The organism is Aerophototrophica crusticola (assembly GCF_012913305.1).
GTDB lineage: Bacteria > Pseudomonadota > Alphaproteobacteria > Azospirillales > Azospirillaceae > Niveispirillum > Niveispirillum crusticola.
Genome location: NZ_CP051775.1, coordinates 260,746 through 276,308, shown reverse-complemented (window position 1 = coordinate 276,308; position 15,563 = coordinate 260,746). Strand labels below are relative to the sequence as shown.

Genomic DNA, 15,563 nt, shown 5'->3' with positions numbered 1-15,563 from the left:
CCCCTTACGCCGCCCGCCCCACCCTGGGCATCGCGGCGGCGCGGGACAGGAAGGCGGCGGCCACGTGTTCGGCCACACGGGCCGGGGACAGGGCGTAGAAGCGCTGCCAGGCCTCTGCCGGCAGGTCCGATCCATCCGGGGCCAGGGCCTGCCAGTGGCGGCGCACGGCCGCCGCCAGCAGGTCGTCGGTGGCGAGCGTGCCGGCCACGGCCAGGTCGGGCCGGGCGCGGAGCAGTTCCGACACGGCCCACAGGGCCTCTACCGTCAACTGCCGGTATTCCGGGCTGCCGATGCGGTCCAGGCGGGATTCCACCTCGCGGGCGAAGTCCCGTTCCGCCGGGGTGCGGTCGGCGCGCAGCAGGGTGCTGTCCAGCCGGTGGGCGGGATTGCCCGGGTCGGCCAGGGCCAGGGCCTCGCAATGTTCCAGCACGTCCCAGACCCGGGCGAAGAAGGCTTCCGGTACCGGCAACAGGGTGCCGGTCACGTCGCGCCAAGCCCACCAGTCACCGCCCGTGGCCAGCGCGTGGGCGGCCCAGGCGCCGTCCTGGGCGTCCAGGCCGAAGCCGGGCGGGGCGTCCGCCGGGTCCGACAGGATGCTGCGGGACAGGACGGGCAGGCAGAACTCCCCCGTCATGCCGGGGCAGGCGCTGACCAGCCGGCGCAGGCGGGTCAGCACGGCATGGGGGCTTTCCTGCTCCAGCCGCAGTCGGGCGGCGGCGAGGTCCAGCCCCCGTTCCCGCATCAGGCCGCGCACCAGCAGGCCGGCCAGATCCACCGGCCGCACGGTCAGCACATGGGCGAACAGGTCGGGGCTGCCCTTCACCAGGGTGCCGCAGAACAGCAGCACCTCCTCATGCAGCATGGCGAGGGCCGGGTCACCGCCGGCCGCGGCGGACAGGCGGGCGGTGATGGCGGCGTTGTCCATGGGCCGGTCGATGGCCAGGCTGGGGTCGCCGGGCGGGCCGAGCAGCACCCGCTTCTGCCGCACCACCAGTTCCTTCACCGCGTCCTGCAACCGCTCGTCATGGCGGCCCAGCCGGGCGGCGGCGCGGCGCACCAGGTCCCAGCGGCCCACCTGCGCCGCGGCGCGGTAGAGGTCATCGTCCCAGCCCTCCGCGCCGGCCTCTGCCAGGGACAGGCGGTCCAACTCGGCCGGGCCGGGGCTGGCGGGCCCGCGACCGGCGGCGGGGCCCATGGGCACGCCGGGGGCGGCCCCGTCCAGGGACACCACCCGGGTGGCGGCGAAGCTTTCCCCCAGCTCCCCGCCCCGCACGGCCAGGTCGGGCACCCGGCCGGCCAGCAGGTCCGCCAGGGTCTGGGCCAGGGTGTCGAAGGCCGGCGCCCCGGCCATGGAGCGGGTCACCGGCAGCACCATCAGCGGCGGGCGGCCATAGGTCCAGTTCCGGTTGACATAGGCCACCTCGGCCAGCAACCGCTCCCCCACGAAGCAGGGGTCGAGGGTGAAATAGAAACCGTCCGCCTCATCCACGAAGGACGGGACGAAGACGGTAGGCTGGCCGGACAGGCGGAAGCCGTTGGCCGTGACCAGGCTGCCCAGCCGCCGCGGCGGCCGGCCGGTCAGGCCCAGGGCCGGGCAGGCGCCCAGGGACGACAGGGCCCGGCCCAGCACATCCGCATGGCAGACATGGATGGCCCCGCCCGCCTGGGCCAGGGTCTGGGCCTGTATGCCCCGCTGGCGCAGGGCCATGCGCACCCCCTCATCTTCCGCCAGCACCACCAGCCGCAGGGGCACGGGCGGCTTCAGGCCCACCCGGTCCCGCCGGCCCAGCGGGTCCACGTCGCCGGGGGAAAGCAGCCCTTCCTCCAGCAGCAGGCCCAGCACGTACAGGCTCTGCGCCCAGAGCAGGGGCACGTTCTCGTTGGGCACGCGGGGCTGGCTGCCGGGGGCGGCACGCTCGGCTTCCGCCAACTCGGCCGGGACCAGGTACAGCTCGGGCAGCAGGGCCTCGCCGTAACGCTCCACCAGCAGCCCGTCCAGCTTCGCCCGGTAGGAGGTGGCCGTGGCCCGGTCGCACAGCATCAGGGCGGTGACGTACTGGTAGGTGAAGAACAGCGGCCATTCGGACTCGATGCCGCGGAAGCGTTCCAGCTCCCCCGCCTCATAGTGCAAGCGGCTGTGGTCCTCCAGGGCGGTCTGGTGGCCATCGCGCAGGAAGCGCTTGGCGCCCCAGGGGCCTTCCAGCTTCTCCACGATCTCCCGCCGCGTGCGGGCCAGGACGGCGGGGTCCTCCACCGCGAAGGCGGGCCAGCCGATGACGGACAGGACTGCGGCGTCCACCTCCTTCGAGCCGGACTCGCGGGGCAGCAGCGCCTCCAGCGTCGCCCGGGCGCGGGCGATCTCATCCGGCACGGCGTGGACGACGGCGACGCGGCCCCCGTCCTCCCCGAACAGGTCCAGGCCCTGGAGCGCCTCCAGCGCGGCCTTGGCCATGCCGATGGAGCTGGCGTTCAGCTCCACCGCCCCGTCATTGATCTTCCGCCCCCGCTCCCACATGCCGTAGTCGGCGATGCGGTAGGCCGGGCCGATGTAGTGGACCAGGTTCTGGACGAAGGCCACCTCGTCCATCGTATAGACCAGCGACAGGCCCGACCGGGTCATCTGCGCCAGCATCAGCAGGAACAGGGAGGTGGCGTCCACCTGCAGATGGCCCCAGCCGTCGTCGGGGGCCACCGCCTCGCCCGTGCTGGCCGAATAGATGGCGTGCAGGCTGTCCAGGGGGTCCTGGGTGTGCTTGAACCGCTCCACCTTCGCGGCCTGCTTCATCATGGCCTGGAGCAGGCCGCGCATGGTCTTGACCACGCTCTGCTCCAAGAGGCGCGCCCGGGCGGCGGAATCGCCGCGGCGGCGATAGGCCAGGGCCAGGGCCCAGGGGCCGATGATGCTGTAGACATTGTCCCGCACCCAGGCGTGGGTGTAGTTGCCATGCACCGTCACCGCCGTGCTGGCCGGCAGCAGCCCGGTCACCGGGTGCTGCCGGGACAGGATCACCTTCGCCACATGGTCGTGCAGTCGGTCGAGGGCGGCCTTGGCGGGGTCGGACCCGACCGGGCCGGCCAGCGGCAGGAGCGAGGGAGGCATGGGGGATGCGCCTTGGCAGGGGCCGGGAATGGTCCTCGTGGGCGGTGCCCAGGGTGGTCCGTTGGCGGTGGTCCGTTGGCGTCGCGCCGGGGCCGGGCACGGCGGTACCGCCACGAACGCCCAACCGGCCTAACACTGTAACAGCGTTACCGGATCACGCAAGCCCGGGGCAAGGCCGCAGCGCATTGGCGGTAGCTGCCGGCCACACGCTCCGGCCAGGGAAAGCAGACCCCCGCCCCGGTCGGGCCCGTGTCCACCGTTTGTGATTTGACCGGTGGGGGACCCACCGTAGTATCGTTACAAAATTGCAGCCGCCGCAACCTTGCGTTCGCCGCAACGATCCCGACATACCGCCCGTAACCGGCCCACCCCTGACAGACGATCCCGATGAACGCCCGATTGATCGACACGCGCGCCAGCGGCCTGCTGCTCCACCCCACCTCCCTGCCCGGCGGGCACGGCATCGGCGACATGGGGCCGGAGGCGCGGGCCTTCGTCGACCAGTTGGCCGAGGCGGGCCAGGTGATCTGGCAGATCCTGCCGCTGGCCCCCACCAGCGCCGGCAACAGCCCCTATTCCGCCCTGTCCACCTTCGCGGGCAACCCGCTGCTGGTCAGCTTCGACGACCTTGTGGCGGAAGGGCTGGCGGACGCCGCGATCCTGTCCCGCCTGCCGGCCAACAAGCCGGAAGGGGTGGATTTCGGGGAGGTGACCCACGCCAAGCTGGCTGCGTTGGACGAGGTCTGCGCCGCCTTCCTGCGCCGGCCCAGCGACGATGACGCCTGGGCCGACTATGAGCTGTTCCGCGCCCGGCATGAGGCGGACTGGCTGGACGACTACGCCCTCTATACCGTGCTGAAGGACCGCCATAAGGGCCGCCCCTGGTGGGAGTGGAACGCCCTGTACGTGTCCCGCGACCCCATCGGCATCGGGGAGGTGCGGCACACGCTGGGCTTCGAGATCAAGAAGGTGAAGGTCCAGCAGTTCCTGTTCTTCCGCCAGTGGCAGAAGCTGAAGGAGCACGCCAACGCCCGCGGCGTGCGGATCATGGGCGACATCCCCATCTTCGTCGCCGGGGACAGCGCCGACACCTGGTCCCGGCCCGACCTGTTCGAGCTGGACGCCACGGGTCGCGCCACCCTGGTGGCCGGGGTGCCGCCGGACTATTTCAGCGCCACCGGCCAGCTCTGGGGCAACCCGCTGTACCGCTGGGACGCGCACCGGGCCGAAGGCTTCGCCTGGTGGCAGAAGCGGCTGGCCAAGACGCTGGAGCTGGTGGATTTGGTCCGCATCGACCATTTCCGCGGCTTCGAGAGCTATTGGGAGATCCCGGCGCACGAGACCACGGCCATCAACGGCCGCTGGGCGCCGGCCCCGGGTTATGAGCTGTTCCAATCCCTGCGCGACCGGTTCGGCGAACTGCCGATCATCGCCGAGGATTTGGGCATCATCACGCCCGAGGTGGAGCGGCTGCGCGACCACTTCCAATTCCCGGGCATGCGGGTGTTGCCGTTCGAGTGGGGGAGGATTTCCACCCCGAAAGCTACGATCCCAACCGCTTCTCCGCCAACACGGTCTATTACACCGGCACCCACGACAACGACACGATCCTGGGCTGGTTCGCCCATATCGGCGGCGAGGGGTCGCGCAGCGGCCGGGCCATGCTGGACTACCTTGGCAGCGACCGGACAGCCATCCACTGGGACTTCATCCGCTTCACCCTGAACACCAACAGCCGCTTTGCCGTGATGCCGGTGCAGGACGTGCTGGGGCTGGGCACGGAGGCGCGGATGAACGTGCCGGGCAAGGCGGAGGGCAACTGGGCCTGGCGGCTGGCCCCCGGCCAGTTGCGCCGGGAGCACCTGGAGCGCCTGCGGGAACTGACCGAGGCCAGCGGGCGCTTGCAGGAGCGGTGAGGCCGAACCTCGCCGGGGACAAGGCTGGACGATGCGGTCGCGTCCCCTCTCCCAGGGGGAGAGGGACAGGGAGAGGGGTGGTGAGACCAGGACAGCAGGCGCCTTTTCACAGGCTTCCCTTTCCGGAAAGGTCCTAACCCCTCTCCCTGTCCCTCCCCCTCAGGGGGAGGGGACGGTTGGGTAGTGTTCGACGCCACCCCATGCCGGGTCCGCCCGAGCAAGCGCCCGCCCTCCGTGCTGGATGACCCGCAATGCGCATCAAGCTGACCGCCGCCGACAGCTTCGCCCTGGGCGTGGGCCTGCCCTGGGAACTGCCGCTGGAGACCTGGCCGGATGAGCTGCTGGTGCAGATGCCCCGGGGCATCAGCCGCAACGTGGTGCGCTTCGTCCATGGCGACGGCGACACGGTCTTCGCCCTGAAGGAGGTGCCGGAGCGGGTGGCGCTGCGGGAGTATGAGCTGCTCCGCACCCTGCGGGACCGCGGCTTGCCGTCGGTGGAGGCGGTGGGGCTGGTGACGGGCCGGATCAGCCCGGAGGGGCGGCCCCTGATGACCATCCTGGTCACCCGCTACCTGGAGCGGGCCATGCCCTATCGCGTGCTGTTCGAGGGGGCGACCCGCTGGCCCGCGGGACAAGCTGCTGGACGCGCTGGTGGACCTGCTGATCCGGTTGCACATCGCCGGCTTCTACTGGGGCGACTGCTCCCTGTCCAACACCCTGTTCCGCCGCGACGCCGGCCGCTTGGCGGCCTATCTGGTGGACGCGGAGACGGGGGAGCTGCACCCGGAGATGTCCGACGGCATGCGCGCCTATGACGTGGAGCTGGCGCGGCTGAACATGGCGGGGGAGCTGATGGACCTGGCCGCCGGCCCCGGCCTGCCCGACGGCTTCGACCCCCTGGCCGTGGCGGAGGAGATGGAGGTCCGGTACCACAGGCTGTGGCATGAGCTGACGCGGGACGAGGTGTTCGGGCCGGAGGAGCAATACCGGGTGCAGACCCGCATCAAGGCCCTGAACGATTTCGGCTTCGACGTGGAGGAGTTGGACCTGGTCACGGCGGACGACCTGCCCAACCGGGTCCCCGGCCGGCGGGAGGGGCTGCGGCTGGTCATGCGGCCCAAGGTGGTGGAGGCAGGGCACCACAAGCGGCGCCTGCACCAGCTGACCGGGCTGGACGCGGAGGAGAACCAGAGCCGCCAGTTGCTGAACGACATCCGCCGCTTCAAGGCGCGGCTGGAACTGGCGGAGGGCCGGCCCCTGCCGGAGGGGGCGGCCGCGCACCGCTGGCTGCACGAGATCTACGCCCCCCTGCTGGACGCCGTGCCGGAAGATTTGCGCGGCAAGCTGGACGACCCGGAGCTGTACTTCCAGGTGCTGGAGCACCGCTGGTACCTGTCGGAGGCGCAGGGGCGCGACGTGGGCACGGCAGCCGCCCTGTCCGATTACATCGACAAGGTGCTGCGCCGGCTGCCGGACCGGCCGGTCATCCCGGCGGAGGAACCCTGGCCGGAGCCGTGAGCATCCGCGGCCTCGCATCGGAACAGGGGGCCCACCAATCCTGCCGTTTGTCCTGAGGCACTGTCATAAGACGGCAATAATACTGTAACAATACTGGCTGTTCTCTTTTCCGAATGCTTATCACCCCTGGCCTATCCCATTGGGACAGGTTAAAGATCGCGTAGCCAGGGTTGCAGACGGTCATGCCATGTCCATCCGGTCCAAACTTTTCACGATAGGCGCGCTGCTCGTGGTTCTGGTGCTGGGGTTCGCCGTGGCCCAGATGTCCCGGGCCTTGGGGGAGCTGCGCGCCGCAAGCGGGGCCGAGCGGCTGGAGCGGGTCGCGTTGGCCGTGCAGGAACTGGTCTGGGCCGTGGGAGCGGAGCGGGACGGGCTGAACCTGCTGGCCGGCAACCCGCGGGCGGCGACGGACGCCCTGAAGGGGGCGGTGCCGCGGGACCGGGCGGAGACGGACCGGCGCCTCAAGGCCCTGTTGGCGGAGATGGGTGACAACCTTGCGGCGCCGGAGCTCGCCAAGGCCGCGCAGGGCCTGCGGGACGCCAAGGCCAAGCTGGACGCCCAGCGCGCCGCCCTGGACAAGGCCCTGGCCGCCGGCGGCAGCGTGCCTTTCGACCTGCGGCGGGACTGGCTGCCCACCGCCAACGGCGTGGCCGACGCGACCCTGGCCCTGTGGGGGGCGGCGCTGGAATCGGGTGGGGCGGCGCTGGGCGGCGACCTGCGTGCCGGGTTCCACTTGGCGGAGGACCTGATGCTGGTGGCGGAGTTCGCCAGCCGGGAGCGGGGCCTGCTGGCCGGGGTGGTGGCCGGCGGCCTGCCCCTGACCCCGGCGCAGTTGGACCAGGTGTCCCGCGCCCATGGCCGGATCGAGGGGGCGTGGGAAAGCTTCGGCGGCGGCATGGGCCGCTTCCCCAGCCTGACCCCCGCCGCGGAGGGCATCCGGGAGCGGTATTTCGGCCAGGTGGATGCGCTACGGCGCCGGCTGATGGAAGCCAGCGCGAAGAACCTGGACTACCCCGCCCCGGCCACGGACTGGTTCGCCCTGGCCGCCCAGGGGATCGAGGCCATGGCCGCGGCCTCACGCGAGCTGTCGGTGCAGGTGGATGAGCGGGTGGAGGCGGCAAAGGCGGCGGCCCGCCTGAACATCGCCCTGGCGCTGGCCGTCCTGGGCGTGGCGGCGGGGCTGGGGCTGGCCAGCGGTTTCGTCATCGTGCGGCAGGTGGTGCAGCCGCTGCGGGGCATGACCAAGGCCATGGCGCGGCTGGCGGACGGGGACTGGGCTGTCACCGTGCCGGGCCAGGACCGTCGGGACGAGATCGGCGCCATGGCGCAGGCCGTGCTGGTCTTCCAGCGCCAGGGGCTGGAGCGGGCCCAGCTGCTGGCCGAGCAGGAGGGTAGCCGCGCCGCGGCGGAGCGGGTGCGGCGGGAGGCCCTGCAACTGATGGCCGGGACCGTGGAGGGGGAGACGCGGCAGGCCGTGGGGCTGGTGGCGGAGCGCACCGCCGCCATGGCCGAGGCCGCCACCGCCATGGCCGGGTCCGCCCGGCACGTGCAGGACAATTCCCAAGGCGTCGCCGCCGCGGCGGAGGAGGCGCTGGCCACCGCCCAGGCCGTGGCTACGGCCACGGAGCAGCTCACCGCCTCCATCCAGGAGATCGCCAGCCAGGTCACCCTGGCCACCCAGGTCAGCGGCGGGGCCGTGCGCAAGGGGGAGGAGGCCGCCGGCATCATCGGCAGCCTGGCCGACTCGGTGGGCCAGATCGGCATGGTGGCGGAGCTGATCCGCGGCATCGCCGAGCAGACCAACCTGCTGGCCCTGAACGCCACCATTGAGGCCGCCCGCGCCGGGGAGGCAGGCCGCGGATTCGCCATCGTGGCGGCGGAGGTGAAGAGCCTGGCCAGCCAGACGGCCCAGGCCACCGCCGACATCGGCGTGAAGCTGGCAGAGATCAGCGACATCACCGGCGCCAGCGTGTCCGCCGTGCGGGACATGGGCGGCGCCATCCGCAACATGGACGAGGTCTCCACCGCCATCGCCGCGGCCATGGAGCAGCAATCCGCCGCCACCCAGGAGATCGCCCGCAACGTGGCCCAGACAGCGGAGGCCGCCCGCGACGTGGCCCACTGCATCACCCAGGTCTCCGGCGAGGCCGCCACCTCGGGCGAGCGGGCGCAACAGGTGCAGGCCATCGCGGGGGAGCTATCCGACAGCATCACCGCCCTGTGCGAGACGCTGATCCGCGTGGTGCGCACCAGCACCACCGAGGTGGACCGCCGCGGCGGCCCCCGCTACCGGCTGGACCGGCCGGGCACGCTGGAGCTGGGCCCGGGCACCCACCCGGTGCAGGTCATCGACATCTCCGACGGTGGCGCCCTGGTCGCCGGCGCCCCGGACCTGCCCGTGGGCGGCAACGGCCTGCTGCGGCTGGACGGCACCCCCGCCCTGCCCTTCACCGTGCTGGCCCAGGCCGCCAAGGGCACCAACCTGCGCTTCGCCGGGGATGCGGGGCCGGCGGTGCGGGCGCTGGTCCGCGACCTGGTGCCGATGGCGGAGGCGGGGTGAGGGTGGTCACGGTCCGCCTCAGACACCCACCTCGGCCAGCCGGTAGACCTCGTCGATGTCCAGGTCCAGGCCGGGCGGGTCGAGGGTGAGGACGCCGCCGGCATGGATAGCGCTGAGGATGGTGCCGTCGTCCTGGCGGCGGTGGTGGATGACCCGGCGCCTGACATAGCTGACCAGCAGGTAGTGGCGCAGGCTGGGCAGGCGGAAATAGTCGGCGAACTTCTCCCCCACATCCACGCCCTTGGTGCCGCGGGACAGGACCTCGACGATGATGACCGGGGTCGGGGCGGCGGTGGCCTCCGGCGACAGGCGGGGGCCGCAATTGACAACCACGTCGGGCTCGTAGTCCGCATCGTCGCCGACCTCGACCGTAATGCCGTCGGGGAGCACCTCGCAGGGCAGGTCGCGGGCGAGGAGTTGCTGGCGGAAGGCCGACCAGATCTCCGCCTTTACCCGGGCGTGGCCGACCTTTTCCGGGGACATGGCCACAGGCTGGCCGGTTGCCCGTTCATAGCGCTGCCCGCCCCCCTGCTCCTCCACCCACCGGTGGAAGGCTTCACGGCTCATCCGCTGGGTCATGGCAAACCTCCGGGAAAATTTTAGTCCCACCCCCGATTCATCAGCCAGTCAACGGCCGCGATGATCGTCTCTGCCTGTTTCCGAGCGCTCCCGACCACCTCGCCCAACTGCCTTACAGGCACGTTGGTGATAGATTGGGTTGCCAATAGGAATGGCGCGCCATTGATCTTCAGGACGGGCGACAGCCGGGGGTCCTGCTTGGCAAAGCCAATGCCGGGGACAAGGGGGATGACAACCCATCGCTCGGCACCCCGGAACAGGCTTGATTGCAGGACCAACAGACAGGGAAACGCCGACTTTGTCGGCCCATTGTTCAAGCAGATATCGAACTGGGCCATCGGCGATCAATCGATATCCTGGTCATCGGCGAAATGGCCATGGATTGCGATGTACCGGTTCCATTCGCGCATCGCCTCATCGGCGATCCGCTCCGCTTCCCGCCGGCCCTGCACCGACATGCCCAGGCGGCCAGAGCCGTCGAAGGAGCCGGGTCCGGCCATCGTCCCGGCAGGACCGGCATCTGCCGCATCAAGCGGGATACTGTGATGGCCCATGTCGTCTTCCTGGTCCATGCCGCACCCCCTGCCCTTCCTGCTGGATGATGGTGCAACCCCCCAATCGCCCCGTCAACGGCGAGGCGCTCTCCCCCTTGAACGGCAAAGGCCGGCGGGTCGCCCCGCCGGCCTTTGGTACGCGGACCCTGTCCCGGAGGTCAGGTGTCCAGGAAGCTCCGCAGCTTCCGCGACCGGCTGGGGTGCTTCAGCTTGCGCAGGGCCTTGGCCTCGATCTGGCGGATACGCTCGCGGGTCACGCTGAACTGCTGGCCGACCTCCTCCAGGGTGTGGTCGGTGTTCATGCCGATGCCGAAGCGCATGCGCAGGACGCGCTCCTCACGCGGGGTGAGGGTGGCGAGGATGCGGGTCGTCGTCTCGCGCAGGTTCGCCTGGATGGCGGCGTCCAGCGGCAGGACGGCGTTCTTGTCCTCGATGAAGTCGCCGAGGTGCGAATCCTCCTCGTCGCCGATGGGCGTCTCGAGGGAGATGGGCTCCTTCGCGATCTTCAGGACCTTGCGCACCTTCTCCAGCGGCATCATCAGCCGCTCGGCCAGCTCCTCCGGGGTCGGCTCGCGGCCGATCTCGTGCAGCATCTGGCGGCTGGTGCGGACCAGCTTGTTGATCGTCTCGATCATGTGCACGGGGATGCGGATGGTGCGGGCCTGGTCCGCGATGGACCGGGTGATCGCCTGCCGGATCCACCAGGTGGCGTAGGTGGAGAACTTGTAGCCACGCCGGTACTCGAACTTGTCCACCGCCTTCATCAGGCCGATGTTGCCCTCCTGGATCAGGTCCAGGAACTGCAGGCCGCGGTTCGTGTACTTCTTGGCGATGGAGATGACGAGGCGCAGGTTGGCCTCCACCATCTCCTTCTTGGCGCGGCTTGCCTCCTTCTCGCCTTTCTGCACCGTGCTGACGATGCGGCGGAACTCCCCGATGGGCAGGCGGGCCTGCTGGGACACCTCGGCGATGTTCTCCCGCACCCGGGCCACGTCGCTGGCCGACCGCTCGGCGAAGCGGCCCCAGGCCTTGCTCTGGGACTTCACCCGGTCCAGCCAGTTGGGGTCCAGCTCCGAGCCGTAATAGTGCTGCAGGAAGTCCTCCCGCTTCACCTTGGCGTCGGTGGCCAGACGCAGCAGCTTGCCCTCGAAGCCCATCAGCTTCTTGTTCAGGGCATAGAGCTGCTCCACCAGCTGCTCGATGCGGCCGTTGTTCAGGCGGACGGAGTTGACCAGCTCGGTCAGCTCGCCCTTCACCTTGTCGTATTTCTTGTCGGAGCCCTTGGGCAGGTCCTCGCCCCGCTGCAGGGCGGCCAGCCGCTGCTCCTGCATCTTGTGCAGGCGGTCGTAGGTTTCCTCGATCTTGCCGAAGGTCTCCAGCACCTTCGGCTTCAGCTCGGCCTCCATGGCGGAGAGGGAGATGTTGCCCTCCTCGTCATCGCCGCCCTCACCGGGGGTGCCCTCGGGGTTCTCGCCCTCGGGGCGCTCACCCTCCTCCTCGTCCTCGCGCTCGGCGGCGGGGCCGTCCAGCGTCTCGCCGGTGGGCTCACCCGACTCCGGGTCGATGCCGTAGGTGGCGTCCAGGTCGATGATGTCCCGCAGCAGCATCTTGCCGTCCTGCAGGGACTGGTGCCACTCGATGATGGCCTGGATGGTCAGCGGCGATTCGCAGATCGCGCCGATCATCATCTCGCGGCCGGCCTCAATGCGCTTGGCGATGGCGATCTCGCCCTCGCGGCTCAGCAGCTCGACCGAGCCCATCTCGCGCAGGTACATGCGCACCGGGTCGTCGGTGCGGCCGATGTCGTCATCGTCCAAATTGCCGGAGACGCGCCCCTCGCCGTCGCCCGAGCCCTCGGCGGCGTTGTCCTCGGGCTCCTCGCCCTCCACCACGTTGATGCCCAGCTCCGAGAGCAGGGCCATGGTGTCCTCGATCTGCTCGGAGGAGGACTGGTCCGGCGGCAATGCTGCGTTCAGCTCGTCATAGGTGACGTAGCCGCGCTCCTTGCCGCGCTGGATCATCTTCTTGACGGCGATCGCCATGCCGTCCATCAGGGGGCCGTTGGCCTCCTCCTCACGCGTATCCGAAACTTCAGCGGTCTGCTGCGCTTTCGTGGCCATTCGCTCACTGCCCCCGACTCGACACGGATGCACCCGTTAAACGCACATGGCCGACCCGGGCCCTTGGCCCCCGGCCGACCGACGTCCCTCTCCTGCCGTCTGTTATCCGCACGCCAGCCCCACCCTGTGTTCAGGACGACACAGTTGTTGGAAACAATGGTCCGGGGTGGTACCGACACGCGGCGTCCCACGACCATGCTTCCCTGTCGGGTGGTTCCACCCCAGCATCCGGACAAGATTTCCCGCTCCGCGAGGTCCGGAAGATTCGCATCCCTTGGACCGGCCCTGCCGGCGGGACGCCTTCTCCCCGACCCTGCCGCAGCAGGATTTCCCCCGGGCTGGAGCAAACCGCCTGCCAGCCGCGTTACGCCACCCTCGAGGACGCTCTGTGGTGCGCGGCAACGGCGCGTCCGCACTCAGCGGACTATCCAGCGTCTCGGACAAGCAGCGACGAGACAGGTGGCGACATAATCGGCCGCCGTCAAGTGTCGATTCGGAAGTCAGGCATGCGACTCCGAAAGGTGTCACCCGTGGAGCGGTCATCACGTACCCTCCCCATGGCTTGGGAAGTGGTTACCCTTCCCCATCCAACGACAACCCGCGGGCCGCTAGATACTCACGGCGCAACTGGTCCAGGCGGGACAGGTTTTCCTCGGAGAAATCGCGGCGCAGATTCTCTTCCGCCTCCGCCAGCTCCCGGCGCAGGTCGCGGTCCTCCACCTTGCGGGCGATGTCCAGCAGGTCGCGGGCGGCCTTCTCCACGTCCGGGTTGGCACCGGAGAACCAAGCGAGGCCGCGCAGCTCCAGGTACCGCAGCACGTCGTTGACCGTTTCCTCTAGCCCCAGCTCGCACAGGATGCGGACCAGCGATTCGCCGTCCATGTCCGGCTGGGAGGTGAGCTGGTTGACGATCTCCTGCCGCAGTTCCTCAAGGGCCGCGTTGTCCAGGGTGATGGCAGCCAGCCTTTCCCCGAACTGGTCGAAGTAGCGCGGGTTGCGCAGCATGCCGCCCAACAGCGTGCGGGCCTGGGCGGAGAAATCCACCTGGATGCGGCCGGTGACCATGGCCCGGTCGAACAGCCGGCTGACCGGCACCTCCCCCGGTGCCGGCCGCCGCTGGCCGCCGCCGGCGCGGGGGGGCCCGCCCTTGGCCCGGTGCTGGCGGGACAGCTTGAACAGCCGGTCCCGCATGTCCTGCTCGTATGCGCGGCGGACGCGCTGGTCCTTGATCTGGGCGCAACGCTCGAACAGGGCCGCCTCCAGTCCTGCCCTGGCGTCGGGTTGGAACAGGTCACGACCGACCGACTCCATCTCCCACAGCACTTCGGACAGGGGCTTGGCCCGCTCCAGCACGGCTTGCAGGGCGGCCTTGCCGCCGGTGCGGATCAGGCTGTCGGGGTCCTCTTTCTCCGGCAGGAAGGCGACGCAGGCGCTGTGGTCGGGGACCAGCAGGGGCAGCAGCCGCTCCACCGCCCGCTGGGCCGCCCGCCGGCCGGCATTGTCGCCGTCGAAGCAGAGGATGGGCGTGCGCCGCCCCTCCGGCGCCAGCTTCCACAGCTCCAGGATCTGCGTCTCCGTCAAGGCGGTGCCGAGGGGCGCCACCGCCCCCTCGAACCCGGCCAGGACACAGGAGATCACGTCCATGTAGCCTTCGGTGACGATCAGCGTGTGCCCGTCCGCCGCCGCCTGCCGGGCGCGGGACATGCCGTAGAGCAGGTGCCCCTTGTGGAAGAGCGGGTTGTCGGCGGAGTTGATGTATTTGGGCCCCTCCCCCTCCATGATCCGGCCGCCGAAGGCCACCACCCGGCCGCGTCGGTCGGTCACGGGGAACATGACCCGGCCCCAGAAGAAGGCCCGCGCCCCGCGCCCAGCGTCGGGCCGCTTGAACAGCCCCGCCTCGATCATGTCCGCCTCGGCATAGCCGGCCTGGGTCAGCATCCCATGCAGGCCGGACCCGTCCTGTGGCGCGAAGCCCAGGCGGAAGCGGGCGATGGCCTCCTCGTCCAGGCCGCGGCGGCGCAGGTAGTCCAGCGCCTTCTGCCCGGCCTGGGTGAAGAGCTGCTGCTCATAATACTTCGCCGCCCGCTCCACCAGGTCGTAGAGGGACTTCTGCCGCTCATAGCGCTGGCGTTCCTGGGGGCTGGCCTTGGGCACGGGCAGCCCGGCCTCGGCGGCGAGTTGCTCCACCGCCTCCATGAAGGAGAGGTTGTCGTGCCGCATGACGAACCCGATCTGGTCGCCATGGGCCCCACAACCGAAGCAATGAAAGAACCCCTTCTGGTCGTTGACGTAGAAGCTGGGGGACTTCTCGTTGTGGAAGGGGCACGGGGCCTTGAACTCCCGGCCGGCGCGGATGAGGCGGATGCGCTTCATCACCACGTCGGACAGGGGGAGGCGCGTGCGCAACTCCTCTAGAAACTGCGGGGGCAGTGCCATGGCGCCGGGGGCCGGGTTCCGGGAAGGTCAAGTCGCGGATGATAACGCACCCCACGCCCGGCGTACCACCGGGACCCCGACTTATCCCCAGGTTACCGTTTGTCCACAGGCAAACGCCTTTCCTTGACAGGCGTACGGGCTGCCCGTACCATCCCTGCATGCGCTATGAGTGGGACCCGGACAAGGCCGTCACAAACCTCGCCAAGCACGGCGTGGATTTCTGGGATGCCATCCCCGCGCTGCACGACCCGAACCGGATCGAGAAGGTGGATGACCGGTTTGATTATGGTGAGGACCGTGTTCAGGTCATCGGCATGTCGCGGAGCGGCATCCTGTTCGTCGTTACCACACCGCGCGGCAGGCCGCTTGGGTCCGTCACGCGCATCCTGTCAGCCCGGAAGGCGACACGCCATGAGCAAGACGAATACTTTCTCGGTTGATGTCCCGGACGGGCAGGAGCCGGTGCCCGGCAAGACCGATTGGGATCGCCTGCGCCGCATGACTGAGGCGGAAGCCGAGGCGGCGGCCCTGGCGGACCCGGACGCGCAGCCCCTGTCGGCCGGGGCCCTTTCCACCGGACGGTTCGGCCGGCGCGTCAGGCTGTTGCGGGAGCGGATGGGGTTGAGCCAACAGGCATTCGCCAGCGCCTTCCACATCCCGGTGGGGACGGTGCGGGACTGGGAACAGGGCCGCGGCACGCCGGACGCCACGGCAAGGGCCTTCATCACCCTGGTGGAGCATGACCCGGAAGCCGCCCGTCGCGCCTTGGCGGCTTGACAC

General features: G+C 70.1%; 12 protein-coding genes and 1 pseudogene. 7 read left to right on the top strand and 6 right to left on the bottom strand.

The window, feature by feature from the left end; genetic code table 11:
• Positions 1-4 precede the first annotated feature (4 nt).
• Positions 5-3,100 carry a glycoside hydrolase family 15 protein gene (locus HHL28_RS01350; RefSeq protein WP_075770965.1) on the bottom strand — a complete coding sequence of 1,032 codons (3,096 nt, stop codon included), beginning with the start codon at positions 3,098-3,100 and terminating at the stop codon, positions 5-7.
• Positions 3,101-3,487: 387 nt separating this feature from the next.
• On the opposite strand from HHL28_RS01350, the pseudogene malQ reads away from it, so the two are divergent.
• The 5 genes and pseudogenes from malQ to HHL28_RS01335 all read left to right on the top strand — a co-directional run.
• Positions 3,488-4,594, top strand: a pseudogene (gene malQ / locus HHL28_RS01345) (4-alpha-glucanotransferase); the annotation flags it as partial.
• A gap of 23 nt (positions 4,595-4,617) precedes the next feature.
• Complete coding sequence (locus HHL28_RS18110) at positions 4,618-5,016, top strand: 4-alpha-glucanotransferase (RefSeq protein WP_404326220.1); 399 nt, start codon at positions 4,618-4,620, stop codon at positions 5,014-5,016.
• A 251-nt stretch (positions 5,017-5,267) separates the two neighbouring features.
• Positions 5,268-5,831, top strand: a complete 564-nt coding sequence (locus HHL28_RS18105) for a hypothetical protein (RefSeq protein ID WP_404326218.1) — start codon at positions 5,268-5,270, stop codon at positions 5,829-5,831.
• On the top strand, positions 5,806-6,534 hold the full coding sequence (locus HHL28_RS18100) for a DUF4032 domain-containing protein (protein ID WP_404326976.1): 729 nt from the start codon (positions 5,806-5,808) through the stop codon (positions 6,532-6,534). Before HHL28_RS18105 ends, HHL28_RS18100 begins: the two co-directional genes overlap by 26 nt.
• A 229-nt stretch (positions 6,535-6,763) precedes the next feature.
• Positions 6,764-9,094, top strand: coding sequence for a methyl-accepting chemotaxis protein (locus HHL28_RS01335; RefSeq protein ID WP_169654561.1), 2,331 nt, complete (start codon positions 6,764-6,766; stop codon positions 9,092-9,094).
• An 18-nt stretch (positions 9,095-9,112) separates the two neighbouring features.
• Here HHL28_RS01335 and HHL28_RS01330 read toward each other — a convergent pair whose 3' ends face one another.
• From HHL28_RS01330 to dnaG, 5 genes are all read right to left on the bottom strand, one after another.
• Positions 9,113-9,673 carry a Uma2 family endonuclease gene (locus HHL28_RS01330; protein WP_075770961.1) on the bottom strand — a complete coding sequence of 187 codons (561 nt, stop codon included), beginning with the start codon at positions 9,671-9,673 and terminating at the stop codon, positions 9,113-9,115.
• Between the two features lie 20 nt (positions 9,674-9,693).
• Positions 9,694-10,011, bottom strand: coding sequence for a CcdB family protein (locus tag HHL28_RS01325; RefSeq protein ID WP_075770960.1), 318 nt, complete (start codon positions 10,009-10,011; stop codon positions 9,694-9,696).
• Positions 10,012-10,017: 6 nt separating this feature from the next.
• Positions 10,018-10,245 carry a type II toxin-antitoxin system CcdA family antitoxin gene (locus HHL28_RS01320; RefSeq protein ID WP_075770959.1) on the bottom strand — a complete coding sequence of 76 codons (228 nt, stop codon included), beginning with the start codon at positions 10,243-10,245 and terminating at the stop codon, positions 10,018-10,020.
• Positions 10,246-10,385: 140 nt separating this feature from the next.
• Positions 10,386-12,347 carry an RNA polymerase sigma factor RpoD gene (gene rpoD / locus HHL28_RS01315; protein WP_075770958.1) on the bottom strand — a complete coding sequence of 654 codons (1,962 nt, stop codon included), beginning with the start codon at positions 12,345-12,347 and terminating at the stop codon, positions 10,386-10,388.
• Between the two features lie 573 nt (positions 12,348-12,920).
• Positions 12,921-14,753 (bottom strand): DNA primase, encoded by a 1,833-nt coding sequence (gene dnaG, locus HHL28_RS01310; RefSeq protein WP_404326216.1) that lies wholly within the window; start codon positions 14,751-14,753, stop codon positions 12,921-12,923.
• A gap of 188 nt (positions 14,754-14,941) precedes the next feature.
• Between dnaG and HHL28_RS01305 the strand changes: the two genes are divergently transcribed.
• Both HHL28_RS01305 and HHL28_RS01300 read left to right on the top strand, forming a co-directional pair.
• Positions 14,942-15,223: a BrnT family toxin gene (locus HHL28_RS01305; protein WP_075770956.1), complete on the top strand. Its 282-nt coding sequence runs from the start codon at positions 14,942-14,944 to the stop codon at positions 15,221-15,223.
• Positions 15,195-15,560, top strand: a complete 366-nt coding sequence (locus HHL28_RS01300) for a helix-turn-helix domain-containing protein (RefSeq protein ID WP_075770955.1) — start codon at positions 15,195-15,197, stop codon at positions 15,558-15,560. Before HHL28_RS01305 ends, HHL28_RS01300 begins: the two co-directional genes overlap by 29 nt.
• The last annotated feature ends 3 nt before the right edge of the window (positions 15,561-15,563 follow it).

What these genes read in the sequence shown, in the direction of transcription:
- HHL28_RS01350 (WP_075770965.1), bottom strand. Translation starts at nt 3,100, where the DNA reads ATGCCTCCCTCGCTCCTGCCGCTGGCCGGCCCGGTCGGGTCCGACCCC.
- HHL28_RS18105 (WP_404326218.1), top strand. Translation starts at nt 5,268, where the DNA reads ATGCGCATCAAGCTGACCGCCGCCGACAGCTTCGCCCTGGGCGTGGGC.
- HHL28_RS18100 (WP_404326976.1), top strand. Translation starts at nt 5,806, where the DNA reads ATGTCCGACGGCATGCGCGCCTATGACGTGGAGCTGGCGCGGCTGAAC.
- HHL28_RS01330 (WP_075770961.1), bottom strand. Translation starts at nt 9,673, where the DNA reads ATGACCCAGCGGATGAGCCGTGAAGCCTTCCACCGGTGGGTGGAGGAG.
- HHL28_RS01325 (WP_075770960.1), bottom strand. Translation starts at nt 10,011, where the DNA reads ATGGCCCAGTTCGATATCTGCTTGAACAATGGGCCGACAAAGTCGGCG.
- HHL28_RS01320 (WP_075770959.1), bottom strand. Translation starts at nt 10,245, where the DNA reads ATGGACCAGGAAGACGACATGGGCCATCACAGTATCCCGCTTGATGCG.
- rpoD (WP_075770958.1), bottom strand. Translation starts at nt 12,347, where the DNA reads ATGGCCACGAAAGCGCAGCAGACCGCTGAAGTTTCGGATACGCGTGAG.
- HHL28_RS01305 (WP_075770956.1), top strand. Translation starts at nt 14,942, where the DNA reads ATGCGCTATGAGTGGGACCCGGACAAGGCCGTCACAAACCTCGCCAAG.
- HHL28_RS01300 (WP_075770955.1), top strand. Translation starts at nt 15,195, where the DNA reads ATGAGCAAGACGAATACTTTCTCGGTTGATGTCCCGGACGGGCAGGAG.